The organism is Erythrobacter sp. R86502 (assembly GCF_042466465.1).
Classification (GTDB): domain Bacteria; phylum Pseudomonadota; class Alphaproteobacteria; order Sphingomonadales; family Sphingomonadaceae; genus Erythrobacter.
The window spans coordinates 318,361-337,381 of the sequence record NZ_JAXHCJ010000001.1 but is presented as its reverse complement, the minus strand read 5'-3'; the positions used below and the strand labels follow the sequence as shown (position 1 = coordinate 337,381).

Below are 19,021 nucleotides of genomic sequence, written 5' to 3'. Positions count from 1 at the left end.
GAAGCCGGATGGGATCGGTAACGCACACCTCTGACACAGCACTTGTGCTTGGCATCGAATCGAGCTGCGATGAAACCGCTGTCGCGCTTGTGCGCGGCGATGGCACGATTGTCGCGCAGTCGATCGCCAGCCAGGAAGCCGAACACGCGCCTTATGGCGGCGTTGTGCCCGAAATCGCCGCCCGCGCCCATGCCGAACGGCTCGCTCCGATGATCGCCAAGGTGATGGGCGATGCAAATGTCACGCTGGACGACTGCGATGCGATTGCCGCCACTGCCGGGCCGGGTCTGATTGGCGGCGTGATGGTGGGGCTTGTCAGTGCCAAAGCGCTGGCAATGGCATCGGGCAAACCGCTTTTGGCGATCAATCACCTTGAAGGTCATGCGCTGTCACCCCGGCTGGCCGATGGGTCGCTGGCGTTTCCCTACCTGCTGCTGCTGGTTTCGGGCGGACATTGCCAGATTCTGGCTGTGGAAGGGGTCGGCCACTATCGCCGGCTTGCGACCACGATCGATGATGCGCTGGGCGAAGCCTTCGACAAGACCGCCAAGATCCTCGGTCTTGGCTACCCAGGCGGCTCGGCGGTCGAACGGTTGGCCTTGCAGGGCGACCCCAAAGCGGTGCCCCTGCCCCGCCCGCTGAAAGGATCGCCTGAACCGCATTTCTCCTTCGCGGGTCTGAAAAGCGCAGTGTTGCGGGCGGTGGAGAGCGGGTTGCACGCGCCGCAGGATATCGCCGCCAGTTTTCAGCAGGCCGCAGTCGATTGCCTGATCGACCGGCTCAGCCTCGCGCTGACACGCGCCGGGCCGTTCCCCGCGCTGGTGGTGGCCGGCGGAGTCGCGGCGAACGCGACTGTGCGCGGCGCGCTTGAGGCGTTCGCGGCCCGCCATGCGATGCGCTTTACCGCGCCGCCCATTGCGCTGTGCACCGATAATGCCGCGATGATCGCTTGGGCGGGATGCGAAAGGCTGGCGGCCGAGGGTTGGCGTCGCGGAACCGAATTTGCCGGAGACCCGCTCGATTTTCTGGCACGGCCGCGCTGGCCGCTTGACCCGGATGCTGAAATCGCACGCGGAGCGGGAGTGAAAGCATGACCCAGCTTGAAACAATCGGTGTGGTGGGTGCAGGCGCCTGGGGAACCGCGCTGGCGCAGATGCTCGGTTCGGATGGGCGCGATGTGTTATTGTGGGCGTACGAACCCGAAGTGGTGGCTGCGATCAACGCCGAACACCGCAATCCCCTGTATCTGCCGTCAGCGGTGCTCACCCCGCAGATCCGCGCAACCGGCAATCTTGCCGATCTGGCTGCCGTCAAGACCGTGCTGGTGGTGACACCGGCGCAGGTCCTGGGCCGTGTTCTTTCAGGCCTTGCTTCAGCACCGCGTGATCTGGTGCTGTGTTCCAAGGGGATTGAAGCCGGCACCGGGCGGATGATGTTCGATGTCGCCAGCGAAGCCGCACCGCAAAGCGCCATTGCCGTGCTGTCCGGCCCCACGTTCGCGCATGAAGTCGCCGCCGGCCTGCCTACCGCGGTGACGCTGGCCTGCGGCGGCGGGGCAGCGCAGTGGGACAGGCTTGCGCCCGCGATCGCCCGCCCCACCTTCCGGCCCTATTATTCGGATGACGTGATCGGCGCGGAAATCGGCGGCGCGGTCAAGAACGTGCTCGCGATAGCCTGCGGCGTGGTTGATGGGCTGGGACTGGGTCAGAACGCCCGCGCTGCTCTGATCGCGCGCGGTTTTTCCGAAATGCTGCGCTTTGGGGAAAATCTGGGGGCGCGGGGCGAAACGCTTAGCGGCCTGTGCGGGCTTGGCGATCTGGTGCTGACTTGCTCCAGCACATCCAGCCGCAATTTTTCGCTGGGCAAGGCCTTGGGCGAAGGCGCGTCTGCGGCCAGCCTTATGGCGGATCGCCGCACCGTGGCCGAAGGCGCACATACAGCGCCTGTCCTGGCCGAACTTGCCGCCAAACGCGGCGTGGCCATGCCGATCGTGTCCGGCGTGGATGCCATCTTGCGGGGCGAGGATGCACGCAAGGTGGTTGCTGCGCTGCTCGCCCGGCCGCTGAAGGCTGAACGGGACGTGCCTGCGTGACCGGCGCTGCAACCGGCACCACCAACGGCGCCGCAGACGATGATCTGGCCGCTCTTGCCAAGGGCGGGCGCACCAACACGCTGGGCTTTGTGGTCCGGTTGATTGCGCGCATTCCGTTCCTGATTATCGCAACCCGCCTTTACGGCGCGGAGGCGTTGGGCCGCTTTGCATCGGCACTGGTGCTGATCGAAATTGTCGCGTTGATCTGTTCGCTGGGCGAAAAGCGCGGGCTGGCGCAGCGCCTGTCCGAAGGCGCGGGCGAAAACCGCGGCGCGGAAACCAACCTTGTCTATGACGGCATCCTGCTGGCGCTTGGTTATTCGGGTGTGGCCGCGCTGCTGCTGCTGGCTTTCCCCGACCCGATGTTTCCGAACGGGATGAACAGCCCGTGGGACATCTGGCTGGTAGCCACCATTCCTGCCTTTGCCGTCACCGAGATCTTGCTGGCAGCGCAGGCCTATCGCTTTGACATCGCAACCACGGTGCGCGCACGGGCGGTGGTGGAGCCGTGGACGATCTCGATTGGCGCAGGGGTGTTCTTCTTCATCCCCGCCACCCGCGATGCAGGCCTGGCGCTTGCCTTCATCGCGTCGATCTATGCCGGATTGCTGACCGCGCTGTGGCCTTTCCTGCGCACCTTTGGCCTGCCGCGCGGTTGGAACCCGGCGCCCCGTGCGTTGATTGCCATATCCAGCCGCGCGTTCCCACTGGTGGGGGCCGATGCGATCGAACGCGGCACGCGTTTGCTTGATATTTTCATCCTTGGCCTGTTTGCCCCGCCGCAGACGGTAGGTATCTATTACGCCGCCCAGCAGATCGCATCGCTTCCGCAGAAACTGAAAACCAGTTTCGAGCCGATCCTGTCCCCCGTAATCACCAAGAACCTGCGGATCGGCAATATGGGCGCGATCGCCGCGCAGGTGCGCCAGGTGGGGTTCTGGATCATCGCGGTGCAACTGGGGATTGCGCTGGTGCTGGGCGTGCCGGGAGAAGCGGTGATGGGCCTGTGGGGGCCCGATTATGTCGCCGGAACTGCAGCGCTCGCCTTCTTGCTTGCGGCAGAGGTTGCCGCATCGATGGCGGTCGTTTCCGAAAGCGTGCTGGTGTATATTGCCCGCAAGCGCAATCTGGCGGTATCGGTTGGCGTGATCGTGCTGCAGGCGGCTTTGACCATCGCCTTCATCGAAGCAGCCGACATGTATGGGCTGGGCAAAGGCTTCGAAGCGGCAAGCGCGGCAGGCGCCTTGTTAATCGCGCTTGCCGTTTCCAGCCTTATCAAAGCGATGCTGCTCAAGCACTTGCTCAGGGCGCCCGTATCCAACTGGCGCTGGGCCTTGGTCTATGCAGCCGCGCCCGCTGTGGTTGTGGGCTATGCCTTTACCTGGGTTCCGGAATGGATGGAATTGCTGTTCGGCATACCCGCAATTCTGGCGACCTATGCGCTTGTGATATGGCGGCGCGGGTTTGATGAAGGCGACAAGGTGCTGTTCCGCAAGCAGGTCGCGGCGGAACCTGAAACAGACGCATCACAGGCGTAACTGGCCGGCGCGCATCCGCACCGCACGCAGGCGCCGTTCGTGACATCGCGGAACATTCGATCCTGTCACAGGTTTGAGCAAGACGTTCCGTGGCTGCTAAGGCCCGGGACACGTTGCCATGATTCGTCCCGGAGACCATGACCGCCATGTCGCCTGAAATGACTGCCTATCTGCCGTTCATCCTGCTTGGTCTGGTTGCTCTGGTGTTAGCCGTGTGGCTGATCTCGCGGCTTGGCCGCAAGGCCCGTTTGATCGAGGATGAAAGCACCGCACCTCTTGCACGCGATGTGCTGGAAGATGGCGCGGCCCGTGCGGCGCGCAATCAGGCGCTGATCGATGCGCCGCGTGCCGTCGAAATCATTCAGGGCGATACCTCGGCAGCGGCCAACACGCAGGCTGTGGCTGCATCGCCGCTTGGTACCGATGCCGAAGCCGGGCCCGATCCGATGTCCGCGCCGCCGCCGCCCGCCACCAGCGCACCGGATGATCTTACCCGCATCAAGGGTCTGGGGCCGAAACTTTCATCTCTGCTTGGTGAATTTGGCGTGACCACCTTTGCCCAGATCGCTGCATGGCAGCCGTCGGAAATTGAGCGGATCGACGCCAAGCTCGGCCGGTTTTCGGGTCGCATCGTGCGCGATCAGTGGGTCGAACAGGCAAAATTGCTCGCCGCGGGTGACGAAAACGCATTTGCTGCACAATTCGGCCGAAATGGATAATATCCCGCAAGGATGATGTCTGAACCATGTTACATCTCGCGGTCGGGGGAGTCGACGTGGCGGGAGATGGATGATGGTTTTGCGCATTCTGGTGGCCGAAGACGAATTCATCACCGCCTTTGATCTGTGTGATACGTTCGAGGAAGCCGGATACGAAGTCGAAGGGCCGCACGCTGGCATCTGTTCGGTCATGCTCGCCTGCCAGAAAGAAAAGCCTGATCTGGCGGTGCTCAATATAGAACTTGCCGATGGGCGCGCCTACGAACTTGCGCAAAAGCTGATCGATGAAAACGTGCCGGTGATCCTGCATTCCGAACGGCATCCCGCAAGCGAGATCGCCGCCCGTTTTCCCCGTGCCACTACACTGCCCAAGCCATGCCCACCGGCGCAGATGCTGGATACAGTCAGCCGGGTCATCACCCCGCTCTGAAACCTGCTGGCCCCGCCCCTCTTGCTCTGAATTGCCAAGCCTGCGAAGGCTGTGGGCGGGAAGATACAGAGGAGCACGCCCCCTTGCACGGCACAACCAATGCGCAACCGGAACCGGCGATCACCCGATTTGATTGGGAAGATCCCTTCCACCTTGAAAGCCAGCTGACCGAAGAAGAACGGATGATCCGCGATGCAGCGCACGGCTTTGCCCAGGGCGAGCTGCAGCCGCGTGTGATTGCCGCCTTCCGCGAAGAAATCGATGCGCCCGAACTGTTCCCCTTGATGGGACAGGCGGGGTTGCTCGGCGCGACCATCCCCGAAGAATTCGGCGGCGCAGGCGCGGGCTATGTGGCCTACGGATTGATCGCGCGCGAAATCGAACGGGTGGATTCTGGCTACCGTTCGATGGCCAGCGTGCAGTCCAGCCTGGTGATGCATCCGATCTATGCCTACGGTTCGGATGAACAGCGGCGCAAATATCTGCCCGGTCTGGCCAGCGGCGCACTGATCGGCTGTTTCGGCCTGACAGAGCCTGATGCAGGCAGCGATCCGGCAGGGATGACAACCTGGGCGAAACAGGACGGGGATGATTACGTCCTTTCGGGCAGCAAAACGTGGATTTCCAACGCCCCGTTTGCCGATGTCTTCGTGGTGTGGGCGAAAAGCGAAGCCCACGGCGGCGCGATCCGCGGTTTTGTGCTGGAAAAAGGAATGGCGGGCCTCAGCGCGCCCAAGATCAAGGGCAAGATCAGCTTGCGCGCATCGACCACCGGGATGATCGTGATGGAAGATGTGCGCGTACCGGCATCGGCGCTGCTACCGAATGTCGAAGGGCTGAAGGGCCCGTTCGGTTGCCTCAACCGGGCGCGCTACGGCATCAGCTGGGGCGCGATGGGCGCGGCAGAATTCTGCATGGCTGCCGCGCGGCAATACGGGCTGGACCGGCACCAGTTCGGGCGGCCTCTGGCAGCCACGCAGCTGTTCCAGAAAAAGCTGGCGGACATGATGACCGACATTGCGATGGGCCTTCAGGCATCGCTGCGCGTCGGCCGCCTGATCGACGAAGACCGGTTTGCGCCTGACATGATCTCGATCATCAAACGCAACAATGTCGGCAAGGCGCTCGACATTGCTCGCGCCGCCCGCGATATGCATGGCGGCAACGGCATTTCCGAAGAATATCAGGTGATCCGTCACATGGTGAACCTTGAAACGGTGAACACCTACGAAGGCACGCATGATGTGCACGCGCTGATTTTGGGGCGTGCCATCACCGGAATTGCAGCCTTCTGATGCGGCTTGGAGAAACGCGACTGTCCTACAGTCACGATCGCGGTCATCGTCGCGCCATGGCAGGGCCGGAAACGCAGATGAACGCGGCGGGATATACGGGCATCAAAGGGGGCCCGGTTTTTTGGTCCCTGAACAGTGTCTCATGTGTCTCCTACACGCCTGAGGGGGCAGCGGCATGAAGCTTCACGGCTACTTCCGTTCGTCGACATCATACCGGCTCAGAATCGCGCTGCAGCTGAAGGGATTGGCGTTCGAAAACGTGCCGGTGAACCTTGTCAGCGCGGAACAGAAAGGCGCGGCTTTCACCACGCGCAACCCCTTCGGTTCGGTGCCGATGCTGGAAGCGGACGGCCGCGACCGGGCGCAGTCGATGGCGCTGCTGGAATGGCTGGACGAAGCCTATCGCGCCCAGCCGCTGCTACCCGCCGATCTGGAAGCCCGCTACACGGTGCGCGAACTGGCCTACGCCATCGCGACCGAGATCCACGCGGTCAACAATCTGCCGGTGCTCAAATACCTGAAGGACCCGCTGGGCCATTCGCAGGACGATATCAACGTGTGGTATCGCCACTGGCTGAAACGCACGCTCGATCCGGTTGAGGCGCGGCTGGCGCAGCTGCAAACCGGCGACTTCCTGCACGGCGATGCCCCCGGCCTGTTCGAAGTCGTCCTGATCCCGCAGCTCTACAACGCGCGGCGCTTTGATTACGATCTGAGCGCCAGCCCGCACATGACCCGTATCGAGGCCGCGTGCCTTGCCCTGCCCGCCTTCGCGGCGGCGCATCCCGACAACCAAACCGATTCCCCCGAGAGGAAACCCGCATGAAACTCGCAACACTCGACAATGGCACTCGCGACGGGATGCTGGTGGTGGTCAGCAAGGATCTGACCCGCTGTTCCACCGCCGGATACATCGCGCCGACGCTTCAGGCTGCGCTGGACAACTGGGAACGCGTCGCGCCTGAACTTGAACTGCTTGCCCGCGACGTCGAACATGAAACCGTGCCGTGCGAACGGTTCCATGAACGTCAGGCGCATTCACCCCTGCCGCGTGCGTATCAATGGGCCGATGGCAGCGCCTATATCAATCATGTGGAACTGGTGCGTCAGGCTCGCGGAGCCAAGGTGCCCGACAGCTTCTATCACGATCCGCTGATGTACCAGGGCGGTTCGGACAGCTTCCTGCGCCCGCGTCAGGATATCCCGCTGGGCGATCCAGCATGGGGCTGCGACATGGAAGGCGAAATCGCCTGCATCACCGATGATGTGCCCATGGGCGTTTCGGCCGAGGATGCGGCGGGCCACATCAAGTTGCTGATGCTGGTCAATGACGTCAGCTTGCGCGGGTTGATTCCGGGCGAACTGGAAAAGGGCTTCGGCTTCTTCCAGTCCAAGCCGGCCAGCGCGTTTTCACCGGTCGCGGTCACCCCTGACGAACTGGGCGATGCCTGGGCCAATTGCCTGATCCACCTGCCGCTGATGGTCGATTACAATGGCGCACCGTTCGGCCGCGCCAATGCCGGGCAGGACGCAACCTTCACTCTGGCGCAGCTGGTTGCCCACGCGGCCAAGACCCGCAATCTGGGCGCCGGCACGGTGATCGGCACCGGCACTGTATCGAACAAGGACGCTGATGGCGGCGCGGGCAAGCCTGTGGCCGATGGCGGCGCGGGCTATTCCTGCATTGCCGAAATCCGCATGATCGAAACCATCGCGGATGGCGCGGCCAGGACACCGTTCATGCAGGCGGGTGACTCAGTGCGCATTGAAATGCGCGATGCGGGCAACCATTCGATCTTCGGCGCGATCGAGCAGAAGGTGGTGGCAATCTAGGGGTTGGCAGGCTGCCGTCAGGCCCCACCTAGGCCCTTACCAAAACCGCCCGGACCATACCGCCGCGCGTCTGCTCGAAGGCAGCGTGCGCCGCGCCAGATCAAGGAATTGCCCATGTCCACTTACCCGACGCTCAAATTCTTCATTAATGGCGCCTGGATCGAAGCCGGAGAAGCAGGGGCGATGGATGTGGTTAGTCCTGCCACCGGTGCGGTACTGGGTCAGTGCCCCAAAGCCTCGCCCGCGCAGCTTGATACGGCGCTGAAGGCGGCGGGCGATGCCTTTGCCGGGTGGAGCCAGACTTCGGGGGCGGAACGCTATGCGATCCTGCGCCGTGCGGCCGATCTGCTGCGCGAACGGGCGCCGGCCATCGCCAGCGTCGTCACCGCCGAAATGGGCAAACCGCGGGCGCAGGCGTTGGGAGAAATCACATCTTCCTGCGATGTCGTCGACTTCCTCGGCGAAGAGGCCAAGCGTCGCGGCGGACGGTTGATCCCCACGCGCGGCGCGCAACTGATCGCGCAGATGGTGACGCATGAACCCATCGGCCCTGCGGTGCTGCTTACGCCGTGGAACTTTCCTATCAATCTGCCGGTCAAAAAGATCGCGGGCGCGCTGGCAGCAGGGTGCACCGCGATCCTGAAGCCTGCCGAAAACACGCCGGCCTCGGCGCAATTGCTGGTCGAATGCTTCGTCGATGCAGGCGTGCCCAAAGGCGTGCTGAACCTTGTCTATGGTGATCCCGGCCCGGTGTCCGAACACCTGATCGCCTCCCCCATCACGCGCAAGGTCAGCTTCACCGGATCGACCGTAGTCGGCAAGCACTTGGGCGCGCTGGCAGCCACGCATATGAAACGCTTCACCCCCGAACTGGGGGGGCATGCGCCGGTCATCGTCAGCAAACACGCCGATCTGGACCGTGCGGTGGCGATGTGCGCGGCGACCAAGTTCCGCAATGCCGGGCAGGTCTGCGTATCGCCCACGCGCTTTCTGGTCGATCGCAGCATCTATGACCGCTTCGTTGCCGAATTCGCGGCGCAGGCAGGCGGGCTGAAGGTGGGCGATCCAGGCGTGGACGACAGCGTCGACATGGGGCCGCTGGCGCATGGTCGCCGAATTGCCGCGATGGAGCAGGTCGTCGCCGATGCGGGCGGCAATCGCGGGGAGGTTGTGACCGGCGGTTCAGCCATCGTAGGAAACGGTTTCTTCTTCGAACCCACGGTAATCGCCAATCCCGCGCCTGACAGCCGTTTCATGACCGAAGAACCCTTCGGCCCGATTGCGGGAATCGTGCCTTTCGATGCGATCGAGGATGCGGTCGGGATTGCCAATTCGCTGCGTTATGGCTTGGCCGCTTATGCCTTTTCGGGCGATCTTGATGAAGCGCACTACCTTGGCCGGGCGCTGCGCGCAGGAATGGTGGGCATCAATCAGTTGATCGTGGCCTCTCCCGAAACGCCGTTCGGCGGCATCGGCGACAGCGGATTTGGCTCGGAAGGCGGAGAGGAAGGATACCTTGCCTTCACCGACACGAAACTTGTGATGCTCGCCAAGTCAGGCGGGTGAGGCGGAGTTCACGAAAGCGGGATAATCCCGGCGATTTTTGACAACAGCGACTCGCGCGGCTGCATCGGCTGGATGCGACCGTAACGTGCGCGGCGCGAATGTTCGTCCCGAAGGCAGACCGTGCGGCGCATGGGATCTGGCCCGCTGGACCAGATAGTCGGTTTGGTCATGGATCACGTCCCCGAATCGATCTTCTGTCGTTGCCCTATTCATACCAGCGAATCTGTGGAAAACGTAAAGCAAACTTGGTTAACGCGCTTGACCCAGTAACTCTCCCTAACCGGTTCGTTGTACACCCGCAGCACGAACAGCGGCGAGTGTCGGATAACCGTTAACAGCCATCAGAAGGTCGGCCTCGGCAAGGATCGATCTTAATACCCACGCCGCGCCCTCAGCGCCGCCCAGTGCCAGCCCATAGGTGTATGGCCGTCCCACGCCGACTGCGCGTGCGCCCATCGCCAGCGCCTTGACCGCGTCCGTACCTGATCGCACGCCGCTGTCGAACAGCACGGGCGTGTCGCCCGATGCAGCCACCACGTCGGCGAGCAGATCGATGGTCGCAATGCCGCCATTGGCCTGCCGTCCGCCGTGGTTTGAACAGTATATCGCATCGGCCCCAGTATCGACCGCGCGCCGCGCGTCATCCGGATGGCAAATGCCCTTCAGCACGATCGGCAGTTTGGTCACCGACTTGAACCACGCCATGTCATCCCAGGTCAGCACCTGCCCGAATGTCGCAGCCCAGGTGAAGATCGCCGCCGCAGGGTCCTCCTCGGGCGGTCTTGCGAGCAGCGAACGGAACACAGGGTCGGTGAAGTAGTTCTGAAGAACCTTCCCGCGCAGCTGCGGAAAGTTGGACGCATTAAGATCGCGCGGGCGCCATCCGGTCACCCACGTGTCCAGCGTCACTACCAGTGCTGTGTAGCCTGCGTGCTCGGCCCGGCGGATCAGGCTTGTCGCCAGTTCGCGGTTCTTGGGGGTGTAAAGCTGAAACCATGCCGGCGTCTCGCCGCAGGCCGCTGCCACATCCTCCAGCGGATCATTCGCCAAGGTCGAGGCGCAGAACGGCACCCCCGTCAGAGCCGAGGCGCGCGCGGCGGCCATATCGCCGTGGCGGTCCTGCGACGCTTCGCCGTTCAACCCGATGGGCGCCATGAACAGCGGCGTAGGATAGGTATGGCCGAAAAGTTCAATCGAGAGGTCACGCGCAGAGCAATCGACCATCATCCGCGGAACCATGCCCCAGTGGCGGAACGCAGCGGCGTTCTGGTCCTGCGTGTGTTCATCGCCGCAGCCGCCTGCGACATAATTGGTCAGGCTTGTGCCAAGCGCCTCATGGGCGAGCTTTTCCAGAGTGGCAAAATCAACCGGAAACGTCGGCAAAGTTCCGCTCAGACCCGCGTTGTAAATTTCGTTCTGCATCGCGCCGTAATAGGTCATGGCGGTTCTCTCCCGTGTTTTATCGGGCCAGATCAGACGATCAGCAACACAAGGGCAAGCGCTTTCTAGGCGAAGAAGCGTTGCAAGCGGGGCCTGACCTTGAGAAAGCGCACATAGGCAGCCTCCAGCACCTGCAGAACGATGGGATTGCGCGCAGCAAGGCCGAGCGGTCGAAGCAGCGGTACTGCGCGCCACATCGCGGCAAATGCCGCCGCGCCATCGTGGATGACGCCATCTTCCTCAGCATGAAACCGGGCGAGAAGCTGAGCGCGGTCGACCGGGCAAGAAGGATCTGCGTTCTCGGCTACATCTACAAAATCAATCGCGCCGTTCCGGTCGAGCCGCCGCATCGCTGCAATCTCGCGCTGGCACAGCGGGCAGGCGCCGTCGAACCACACCTTGACTGGTGTGCTCAAGGTGCGATCCACAACCGGATCACATAGGCGACCACGCCAAGCACGGCGACACTGGCGGCCCAGATGGCCACCATCCATGCAAGACGCTGCCACAGGGGCGGTTCGGGTGGCTGTTCGGGCGGAGCCAGCATTAGCTGCGTCCTATCGCTGCGCTACGTACGGACATCAATGATACCCTTCATCCGCCACCTTGCCGCGGAACACCCAGTAAGCCCACACCGTGTAGGCGATAATCAGTGGCATCGTAATCGCTACCCCCACCAGCATGAAGATCTGGCTGCGTTCCGGCGCTGCGGCATCCCAGATACTAATGGCCGGAGGCACCACATTGGGCCAGATCGTCACGCCCAATCCCGACATCCCCAGGAAGAACAGCGCGATCGAAAGCCAGAACGGCTTGGAGGTGCGATCCTTGGCAATCGCACGCAGCATCGAAAGCGCGATGATCGCCGTGATGATCGGCACGGGCGCCACATAGTAGATTTCCGGCGCGGTGAGCCAGTGCGAGGCGTATTCGGCATTTAGCGTGATATTGTACAGGCTCACCGCGCCCATCAGCGCAATCGTGGCCAGCGCGGCGCGCTTGGCAACGTATCGTGCGTGTCGTTGAACGCCGCCGTCAAGCTTCCAGATCAGCCAGGTGCTGCCCAGCAATGCATAGCCCGCGACCGTGCCGACGCCCGTCAGCAGCGTATAGGGCGTCAGCCAGTCCCACCAACTGCCCGCATAGGCGCGACCTTCGACATCGATCCCTTGCAGCAGCGCACCCAGGATCATGCCCTGCGACATTGCGGCCACCAGCGAACCGCCAAAAAAGGCGTTGTCCCAGAAATTCTGATGTGCCGCATCGCGCCAGCGATATTCAAAAGCGACCCCGCGAAAGACAAGCCCCAGCAACATCGCAATGACCAGCGGATAGGTTGCTGGCAGAATCACCGCATAGGCGAGCGGAAACGCCGCAAACAGCCCTCCCCCGCCAAGGACGAGCCAAGTCTCGTTCCCGTCCCAGACCGGCGCAATCGAATTCATTGCCCGGTTGCGACCCTGTCCCACGCGGAAGGTCGGGAACAGGATGCCGATACCAAGGTCGAACCCATCCATCACGACATAGGCGAAGACCGCGAAAGCGATGATGAAGGCCCAGACGACGGTCAGATCCATCAGGCGTCCTCCTCTTCATTCTGGCGCTCGGTCGGGAGCGACTCCTGCTTGCCGGGGTTCTGTGTCGGCCCCGGCGTGATACCAGCGGTACGGATCGGCCCGACATCGCCGCGCTTGACGCCGTACTCGCCAGCATGGGGCGCCTTGCTCATCAACTTGGTGATATACCAAACGCCAACACCGAAGACGGCGAAGTACACCAGCACGAAGGCGAGCAGCGAAACGGCAACCGCAGGTGCATCAAGCGGGCTGGCCGCATCGGCAGTGCGCAGCACACCGTAAATGACATAGGGCTGGCGGCCCACTTCAGTAGTGATCCATCCGGCGAGCACCGCGGCAAAGCCCGATGGTCCCATGAGAACAGCGGCGCGGTGCAGCCAAGGCATATCATACAGCCGCCCGCGTACCCGGCCCCACAGGCTCCACAAGCCGATACCGAGCATAGCAAAGCCGATGCCGACCATCACCCGGAAGCTCCAGAATACCGTGCCAACGGGCGGTTCTTCATCATCCGGAATCGTGTCCAGACCCGCCATGGGCGCGTTCAAATCGTGCTTGAGGATCAGTGACGAAGCCTTTGGAATCTCGATTGCATAACGCACGGTCTTCGCATCGCTGTCAGGGATACCGAACAAGATCAACGGCGCGCCTTCGGGGTGGCTGTCAAAATGCCCTTCCATCGCCATGACCTTGGCAGGTTGATGTTCGAGCGTGTTAAGCCCGTGCATGTCGCCTGCGAAGATTTGCAGCGGCGTAACGATCGCAGCCATCCACATTGCCATGGAAAACATCTTACGCGCGTGGGGGTTGGCGCGGTCCTTCAGCAGATGCCACGCCCCCACCGCGCCCACCACGAAAGCGGTCGTCAGATAGGCTGCCATCACCGTGTGGACCAGACGATAAGGAAAGCTGGGATTGAAAACGATGTCCCACCAACTCGGCCCAGGCAGGAACTGGCCGTTTGCACCCATTTCAAAGCCTGTCGGGGTCTGCATCCAGCTGTTGACGCTCAAGATCCAGAAAGCCGAAACGAAGGTGCCCAGCGCCACCATCAGCGTTGCGGCAAAGTGCAGCTTCTCGCCGACCTTGTTCATTCCGAACAGCATCACGCCAAGGAAGCCGGCCTCAAGGAAGAAGGCTGTCAGCACCTCATACGCCATAAGCGGACCGATAACGGGCCCCGCCTTGTCCGAGAATACCGCCCAATTCGTGCCAAACTGGTAGGACATGACAATGCCAGATACCACACCCATCGCAAAGGCGATGGCGAAGATCTTGAGCCAGTATTTGAAAAGGTCGAGATAGACGCTCTTACCGGTTTTCAGCCACAAGCCTTCCAGCACCGCGAGAAAGCTGGCCAGCCCGATTGAAAATGCCGGGAAGAAAAAATGGAAGCTGACAGTGAACGCGAACTGAATCCGCGCAAGCAGCAAGGCGTCGAGGTTCTCAAGCATGATCAGCAGCTAGTCCCTTGCGCGCAGCCTTCAATTGCAATGGCTGCATGGAATATACGGTTTGCGTCCAAAAGGGTTGCATGAAGGCGCCGCCGGAGGTTTCGGGGCGGCATATGCCAAGGACGAGCGCCCCCGCCATGCGCTGGCACAAAGTCGATAGCCTGCATGTCATTTACACAATGTCCCAAATCATTGGGGGATAGGTAGCGGGAAAGTCGCAAGCGCAAACACCGATCCCTAGGAGCTATGGCCATGATTCGTAGAAGAGTTGTTTCGATAGACGGACCCTCGATCAGCCGTTTATTCCTGAACTGAGCATTCGCCATCACGTACACTTTATATGAATAATCGTAAAGTGTGTATATGATTAGCGGTGCGTCAGTCAAGGTTCGTCACGGCCCCCCGTCCGGCAACGGGTAAAGGACGCCGAAAATCAGAGCTTCGCATTGTAATGAATCAACTGCGCCGAGGACACGAAGCTCGCACGCTTGTCATGCATTTGCGGATGGATGGAAGTTGCGCAAAAAATTGCATGGCGCATGAAACATTGGCTGCTTTCGCCACTTTTCCCTGATGCATCAGCGACTGACCCGCGGTGCCCCCCGAACCTAGCCTCCGCGTGTCGCAAGACCGCGGAGGCATTTTCGACAACGGTTGACTGGCAGCCCCTTTGCCACCCGAAGCCCCCGAAATTTTCCAAACCAGCGCAGGACCCGCAAACAATTCATGGCTTATGTCATAAGCCTTTCAAATCGATCCAAACAAAATGGACATGGCGCTGGAACATTCAATTTCGGATCTAATTACCCATCTCATTCAAGGAGAACTTACATGAACTTCATTATTCTTATCGTCGTGGGCGGAATTCTTGGCTGGCTCGCCAGCATCGTCATGCGCACCAATGCGCAGCAGGGCATTCTGCTCAATGTGGTAGTCGGCATCGTAGGCGCTATTCTCGCAGGCTTCATCATCACCCCGCTGATTGGCGGCGCACCGATCACCGAGGGCGCATTTGACATCCGTTCGCTGTTCGCTTCGTTCATCGGTGCCGTTGTTCTTCTGGCCATCGTGAACCTGTTCCGTCGTGGCAAGGTTCGTTAATCCGATCAAAGATACGATGTGACCGCGGTCTAGAGGCACAGACCGCGATCAGTATCCAAAGGCAGGCCCGTTCGATGAACGGGCCTGTTTTTTGTGTCCGTTTGAGGGATGCCTCCCAAGTCGGTTTCCCACAAAGCGATTGGTAGCCCAGCGGAAACTCCCCCATCCCCGCGCGGATCACCGCGCAGGGGGAATGCGCTTAGTCTTTATTTGCCAGGCATCGCAGCCAGAACGCGGTCGGGGGTCATCGGATAATCGTTCACCCGTGCCCCGCAAGCATTGTAGATGGCATTTGCAATAGCAGCCGCGCCGCCACACATGCCCAGCTCGCCAATGCCCTTGGCTTCGATCAGGCTCGCGATCGGATCGCGTTCTTCAAGAAGGACAACGTCTAGCTTGGGCACATCGCGATGCACAGGCACGTGATATTCGGCGAGGTCGCAATTGATCAAATGTCCGTCACGCGGATCAAACTCCAACGCTTCGGTCAAAGCCGTACCAATGCTCCACGTGATGCCGCCAAGACACTGCGAGCGAGCCGTTCTTTCATTGAGCACGCGGCCGAACCCGAATGCACCGAGCATCCGGTCAACGCGTGTTTCACCCGTATAATGATTAACGCGGACCTCTGCGAAGAACGCGCCGAAACCGGCAGCCGTATGATCGTCCTGCCCTTCGTCGGGCTTGTAATGACCTTCATGCGCGATGTCGGAGCCATCCAGAATATCACTGAGCGTCTGCCCGTCGGCGGTCTTCCCATCGACAATCTGCAAGGCATTTTCGGCCACACCCAAGCGGGATGCGAGATCCTTGCGGATGCTCTGACACGCCAGGTACACGGCAGATCCGATTGATGCAGCGCCCCAGCTTCCGCCCGAGCCCGGACCACGCGGATGGCGTGTGTCGCCCAGATCAACCAAGACGTGCTTGGTATCGACGCCCAGCATTTGCGCCGCAATCTGTGCGAGGATCGTATAAGTACCAGTGCCGATATCGGTCATGTCGGTTTCCACGCGAACAGTTCCGTCGCTGGAAAGTGTCACCTTCGCACGGCTTTCCTGAACGTTGTGGATCCGTGCAGCGCTTGCCACGCCGGTTCCGATCCACCATTCGCCTTCCCGCTTTTGGCGCGGCCGCCGTGTGCCCGCATCCCAACCGAATGCCTTCGCACCTTCCTCAAGGCAGTGTGCCAGCGAATGGCTTGAAAACGGTGCACCGCTTTCGGGATCTTTTTCCGGGATATTTCGGATCCGCAAAGCCACCGGGTCGACGTCCGCCTTTTCCGCGAGCATATCCATCGCCTGTTCCAGCGCGGGCATGCCGACAGCTTCTCCCGGCGCGCGTACCGATCCGGCCGTCATTCGATGAATCCGTGCCAAGTTCAGCAACAGTTTGCGATTTTCACCAGCGTACATGAAATGCGATGATTGCAGAACGGGCTCTGCGAACTCTTCCGCGGGCAAGTTCGAAACCAACGCTTCATGACCGAAGCCGGTCAACTTCCCGGCAGCATCGGCGGCCAGGCGCAGCCGCTGAGTGGTTTCCGACCGACGCATGACTGTCTGGAAAACCTGCTGACGCGACATGACCACGCGGACGGGTCGCCCCAATTCCATCGCCGCCAGCGACGCTGCCACCACATCCTGACTCACGCCCAGCTTCGACCCGAAGCCTCCGCCAACATAGCGCGAGATAAGGCGGATCTTATCTTCCTTCATGGCCAAAGCGTCAGCCAGTTCGGCAATATTGTAGTTGAGCATCTGAAGGGACGCGTAGACGGTCAATTGTTCGCCGTCCCATTGAGCGATCGATGCATGGGGTTCCATCGCAGCCGACGCATGGCCTTTGGTGGTAATGGTAACATCGACCGTGTGGGCCGCGTCGGACATCGCCTTGTCGAGATCGCCCTGGCTTACAGTATCTTCGTCTTGCTCTTCGGTTTTTGCTGTCGCCGGATCAAGCGAAGGGGTGTCGAAGGTTTCATACTCGACCACCAGATTCTTCGCCGCATCGCGCGCTTGTTCAAAGGTTTCGGCAACCACCAGAGCGATGGGTTGGCCCCAGTAACACACGGTCTTGGGGTCCTGAACCGGCGCCTCGTTCGCGGTACCTTGCGCAGCGCGGGTGGTCAGCCGTTTATCATCGATAACCGCGATGACGCCCGGCATGTCCATAACCGAAGACGTATCGATCTTGACGACCTTTCCGCAGGTGATCGTTGCAGTAACGAACACCGCTTCGGCACAGTCGTCAATCTGGTATTCGGCAGCATAGGCAGCGGTGCCTGTCACCTTCGCCAAGCCATCGATCCGGGGTACGGGTGCGCCCAAAACGCCTTGCTTCATATCATCAAGCGCCATCGAATTGGCCGCGTTTGATTTGGTTTCGCCGTTGGTCATGCCGCGTCCTCCACCGCTTGCGCAAGGACCGCATGCAACGTGCGCCGCGCGAGCAGAATCTTGAAATCGTTTTCGCCGTAACCCTGCGCGTCTTTGAGCAGCACATCAGCAGCGCGATCAAACAAGGCCTCGTCAGGCGCTTGGCCCAACAGCACCGCGCTGATATCGGGATCGTACCATGGCTTGTGCGCAAGACCCCCGAAAGCAAGATCGGCGCGGGAAAAAACACCGTCTTCAAATTCGATTATCGCCGCAACGGATACGAGCGCGAACGCATATGAGGAACGTTCACGAACCTTACGGTAATAATGAGAACCGCCCGTGGGAGGCGGAAGAGTCACCGCCGTAATGATGTCACCCGGCTCCAGCACGTTATCACGCCACGGCGTATCACCGGGAAGGCGGTGGAATTCGCGGGCGGGAACAACCCGATCTGTCCCTCTGCTGCTCGTAATCTCGACACTGGCATCAAGCGCGCTCATCGCGACAGCCATATCGCCTGGATAGGTGGCAATGCAGGCATCGCTTGTGCCGAGAATGGCGTGAAGCTTTGCAATGCCGTCAATCGCGCCGCAGCCCGATCCGGGTTCACGCTTGTTGCAGGGCTGATCAATGTTGGTGAAATAGAAACAGCGAGTACGCTGACACAGATTGCCGCCCGTTGTTGCCTTGTTCCGCAGTTGCTGGGTTGCACCTGCAAGAATGGCATGGGCAAGGACGGGGTAGTCCCTGCACACCCTTTCATCCACTGCGGTCGCGGTGTTGGTAACATTGGCGCCTATCCGCAGACCTCCCTCATCGGTTTCCGCGATACCTTCCATGCCAAGCGGGCCGATGTCAGCAAGACGCGCCGGGGTTTCCACCTGCAACTTCATCAGATCAAGCAGATTGGTGCCGCCAGCGATGACCATGGTTGCATCATCAGAAGAAAGTTCGGCCGCGGCCTGGACGGATGATGTCCGGGTATAATCAAACGGCTTCATGGCCACGCTCCTCTGCAACGGCTCGGATCGCAGCCACGATGTTGGCGTAAGCGCCGCAGCGGCACAGATTGCCGCTCATACGTTCACGAATTTCCTCGTCACTGATTTTTATCGTTCCGGTAAGGTCCGGGCTGGCATCACTGGGCCAACCTTGCGCGATCTCATCAAGCATTGCTTGCGCCGAGCAGATCTGACCCGGCGTGCAATATCCGCACTGAAAACCATCATGCGCCATAAAAGCGCGCTGCAGATCGGACGGCTGATCTGGCGTACCGATGCCTTCGATTGTGGTAACGCTATCCCCTGTGTGCATGACGGCAAGGGTAAGGCAGCTGTTGATACGCTGGCCATTCACGATGACGGTGCAAGCGCCGCACTGACCGTGGTCACAGCCTTTTTTTGTGCCAGTAAGACCCAGATCGTGCCGCAAATAATCGAGCAACGAAACTCGGGGATCATCAGGGACGGGATGCGCGGTGCCGTTTACATCTATCGAACCATCCATGATCAATTCCTCAAACCAATGTTATTTTCATCGACCTGCACTATGCCGGAAAGAACCGCCGTAGTCGACCAAATATCTTGTCAATGTCG

19 protein-coding genes are annotated in these 19,021 nt (G+C 60.9%); 10 read left to right on the top strand and 9 right to left on the bottom strand.

Annotation, left to right across the window (positions count from 1 at the left end; all coding sequences use genetic code 11):
* Window positions 1-8 precede the first annotated feature (8 nt).
* The 9 genes from tsaD (at window position 9) to SJY33_RS01540 (ending at window position 9,473) form a co-directional block, all read left to right on the top strand.
* Window positions 9-1,094, top strand: coding sequence for a tRNA (adenosine(37)-N6)-threonylcarbamoyltransferase complex transferase subunit TsaD (tsaD, locus tag SJY33_RS01580; protein ID WP_379920757.1), 1,086 nt, complete (start codon window positions 9-11; stop codon window positions 1,092-1,094).
* Entirely contained in the window at window positions 1,091-2,092 is a 1,002-nt protein-coding gene (locus SJY33_RS01575) for an NAD(P)H-dependent glycerol-3-phosphate dehydrogenase (protein WP_379920756.1), read from the top strand. Before tsaD ends, SJY33_RS01575 begins: the two co-directional genes overlap by 4 nt.
* Complete coding sequence (locus SJY33_RS01570; protein ID WP_379920755.1) at window positions 2,089-3,630, top strand: lipopolysaccharide biosynthesis protein; 1,542 nt, start codon at window positions 2,089-2,091, stop codon at window positions 3,628-3,630. Before SJY33_RS01575 ends, SJY33_RS01570 begins: the two co-directional genes overlap by 4 nt.
* Window positions 3,631-3,767: 137 nt before the next feature.
* Window positions 3,768-4,349: a hypothetical protein gene (locus SJY33_RS01565; protein WP_379920754.1), complete on the top strand. Its 582-nt coding sequence runs from the start codon at window positions 3,768-3,770 to the stop codon at window positions 4,347-4,349.
* A gap of 70 nt (window positions 4,350-4,419) precedes the next feature.
* Window positions 4,420-4,779, top strand: coding sequence for a response regulator (locus tag SJY33_RS01560; protein WP_379920753.1), 360 nt, complete (start codon window positions 4,420-4,422; stop codon window positions 4,777-4,779).
* Window positions 4,780-4,862: 83 nt separating this feature from the next.
* Window positions 4,863-6,074, top strand: coding sequence for an acyl-CoA dehydrogenase (locus SJY33_RS01555; protein ID WP_379920752.1), 1,212 nt, complete (start codon window positions 4,863-4,865; stop codon window positions 6,072-6,074).
* A 175-nt stretch (window positions 6,075-6,249) separates the two neighbouring features.
* On the top strand, window positions 6,250-6,900 hold the full coding sequence (gene maiA, locus SJY33_RS01550) for a maleylacetoacetate isomerase (protein ID WP_379920751.1): 651 nt from the start codon (window positions 6,250-6,252) through the stop codon (window positions 6,898-6,900).
* Entirely contained in the window at window positions 6,897-7,907 is a 1,011-nt protein-coding gene (locus SJY33_RS01545) for a fumarylacetoacetate hydrolase family protein (protein ID WP_379920749.1), read from the top strand. Before maiA ends, SJY33_RS01545 begins: the two co-directional genes overlap by 4 nt.
* A gap of 114 nt (window positions 7,908-8,021) precedes the next feature.
* Window positions 8,022-9,473, top strand: coding sequence for an NAD-dependent succinate-semialdehyde dehydrogenase (locus SJY33_RS01540; protein ID WP_379920748.1), 1,452 nt, complete (start codon window positions 8,022-8,024; stop codon window positions 9,471-9,473).
* A gap of 8 nt (window positions 9,474-9,481) precedes the next feature.
* On the opposite strand, the gene SJY33_RS01535 is transcribed toward SJY33_RS01540, so the two are convergent.
* The 6 genes from SJY33_RS01535 to SJY33_RS01510 form a co-directional block, all read right to left on the bottom strand.
* Complete coding sequence (locus SJY33_RS01535) at window positions 9,482-9,643, bottom strand: hypothetical protein (protein ID WP_379920747.1); 162 nt, start codon at window positions 9,641-9,643, stop codon at window positions 9,482-9,484.
* Between the two features lie 106 nt (window positions 9,644-9,749).
* A complete protein-coding gene (locus SJY33_RS01530) occupies window positions 9,750-10,913 on the bottom strand; it encodes an alpha-hydroxy-acid oxidizing protein (RefSeq protein ID WP_379920746.1) in 1,164 nt (387 codons plus the stop codon).
* A gap of 65 nt (window positions 10,914-10,978) precedes the next feature.
* Window positions 10,979-11,329: a DUF393 domain-containing protein gene (locus tag SJY33_RS01525; protein ID WP_379920745.1), complete on the bottom strand. Its 351-nt coding sequence runs from the start codon at window positions 11,327-11,329 to the stop codon at window positions 10,979-10,981.
* Window positions 11,326-11,460, bottom strand: a complete 135-nt coding sequence (locus tag SJY33_RS01520) for a DUF2474 domain-containing protein (protein WP_379920744.1) — start codon at window positions 11,458-11,460, stop codon at window positions 11,326-11,328. The genes SJY33_RS01525 and SJY33_RS01520 overlap by 4 nt, the downstream gene beginning before the upstream one ends.
* Window positions 11,461-11,494: 34 nt before the next feature.
* Window positions 11,495-12,490, bottom strand: coding sequence for a cytochrome d ubiquinol oxidase subunit II (gene cydB / locus SJY33_RS01515; RefSeq protein WP_379920743.1), 996 nt, complete (start codon window positions 12,488-12,490; stop codon window positions 11,495-11,497).
* Window positions 12,490-13,944, bottom strand: a complete 1,455-nt coding sequence (locus SJY33_RS01510; protein WP_379920742.1) for a cytochrome ubiquinol oxidase subunit I — start codon at window positions 13,942-13,944, stop codon at window positions 12,490-12,492. The genes cydB and SJY33_RS01510 overlap by 1 nt, the downstream gene beginning before the upstream one ends.
* Before the next feature lie 831 nt (window positions 13,945-14,775).
* Here SJY33_RS01510 and SJY33_RS01505 point away from each other — a divergent pair.
* Window positions 14,776-15,045: a GlsB/YeaQ/YmgE family stress response membrane protein gene (locus tag SJY33_RS01505; RefSeq protein WP_379920741.1), complete on the top strand. Its 270-nt coding sequence runs from the start codon at window positions 14,776-14,778 to the stop codon at window positions 15,043-15,045.
* Window positions 15,046-15,251: 206 nt separating this feature from the next.
* On the opposite strand, the gene SJY33_RS01500 is transcribed toward SJY33_RS01505, so the two are convergent.
* From SJY33_RS01500 to SJY33_RS01490, 3 genes are read right to left on the bottom strand one after another with little or no spacing between them, the layout of a single operon-like run.
* A complete protein-coding gene (locus SJY33_RS01500; protein ID WP_379920739.1) occupies window positions 15,252-17,444 on the bottom strand; it encodes a xanthine dehydrogenase family protein molybdopterin-binding subunit in 2,193 nt (730 codons plus the stop codon).
* Window positions 17,441-18,427 carry an FAD binding domain-containing protein gene (locus SJY33_RS01495; RefSeq protein ID WP_379920738.1) on the bottom strand — a complete coding sequence of 329 codons (987 nt, stop codon included), beginning with the start codon at window positions 18,425-18,427 and terminating at the stop codon, window positions 17,441-17,443. Before SJY33_RS01495 ends, SJY33_RS01500 begins: the two co-directional genes overlap by 4 nt.
* Window positions 18,414-18,932 carry a 2Fe-2S iron-sulfur cluster-binding protein gene (locus SJY33_RS01490; protein ID WP_379920737.1) on the bottom strand — a complete coding sequence of 173 codons (519 nt, stop codon included), beginning with the start codon at window positions 18,930-18,932 and terminating at the stop codon, window positions 18,414-18,416. The genes SJY33_RS01495 and SJY33_RS01490 overlap by 14 nt, the downstream gene beginning before the upstream one ends.
* Between the last annotated feature and the right edge of the window lie 89 nt (window positions 18,933-19,021).

Coding starts and splice junctions, on each gene's coding strand:
- SJY33_RS01490 (WP_379920737.1), bottom strand. CDS start 18,932: ATGGATGGTTCGATAGATGTAAACGGCACCGCGCATCCCGTCCCTGAT.
- SJY33_RS01545 (WP_379920749.1), top strand. CDS start 6,897: ATGAAACTCGCAACACTCGACAATGGCACTCGCGACGGGATGCTGGTG.
- SJY33_RS01565 (WP_379920754.1), top strand. CDS start 3,768: ATGACCGCCATGTCGCCTGAAATGACTGCCTATCTGCCGTTCATCCTG.
- SJY33_RS01530 (WP_379920746.1), bottom strand. CDS start 10,913: ATGACCTATTACGGCGCGATGCAGAACGAAATTTACAACGCGGGTCTG.
- SJY33_RS01575 (WP_379920756.1), top strand. CDS start 1,091: ATGACCCAGCTTGAAACAATCGGTGTGGTGGGTGCAGGCGCCTGGGGA.
- SJY33_RS01495 (WP_379920738.1), bottom strand. CDS start 18,427: ATGAAGCCGTTTGATTATACCCGGACATCATCCGTCCAGGCCGCGGCC.
- SJY33_RS01540 (WP_379920748.1), top strand. CDS start 8,022: ATGTCCACTTACCCGACGCTCAAATTCTTCATTAATGGCGCCTGGATC.
- SJY33_RS01500 (WP_379920739.1), bottom strand. CDS start 17,444: ATGACCAACGGCGAAACCAAATCAAACGCGGCCAATTCGATGGCGCTT.
- SJY33_RS01560 (WP_379920753.1), top strand. CDS start 4,420: ATGATGGTTTTGCGCATTCTGGTGGCCGAAGACGAATTCATCACCGCC.
- SJY33_RS01535 (WP_379920747.1), bottom strand. CDS start 9,643: ATGACCAAACCGACTATCTGGTCCAGCGGGCCAGATCCCATGCGCCGC.
- SJY33_RS01505 (WP_379920741.1), top strand. CDS start 14,776: ATGAACTTCATTATTCTTATCGTCGTGGGCGGAATTCTTGGCTGGCTC.
- maiA (WP_379920751.1), top strand. CDS start 6,250: ATGAAGCTTCACGGCTACTTCCGTTCGTCGACATCATACCGGCTCAGA.
- tsaD (WP_379920757.1), top strand. CDS start 9: ATGGGATCGGTAACGCACACCTCTGACACAGCACTTGTGCTTGGCATC.
- SJY33_RS01520 (WP_379920744.1), bottom strand. CDS start 11,460: ATGCTGGCTCCGCCCGAACAGCCACCCGAACCGCCCCTGTGGCAGCGT.
- SJY33_RS01510 (WP_379920742.1), bottom strand. CDS start 13,944: ATGCTTGAGAACCTCGACGCCTTGCTGCTTGCGCGGATTCAGTTCGCG.
- cydB (WP_379920743.1), bottom strand. CDS start 12,490: ATGGATCTGACCGTCGTCTGGGCCTTCATCATCGCTTTCGCGGTCTTC.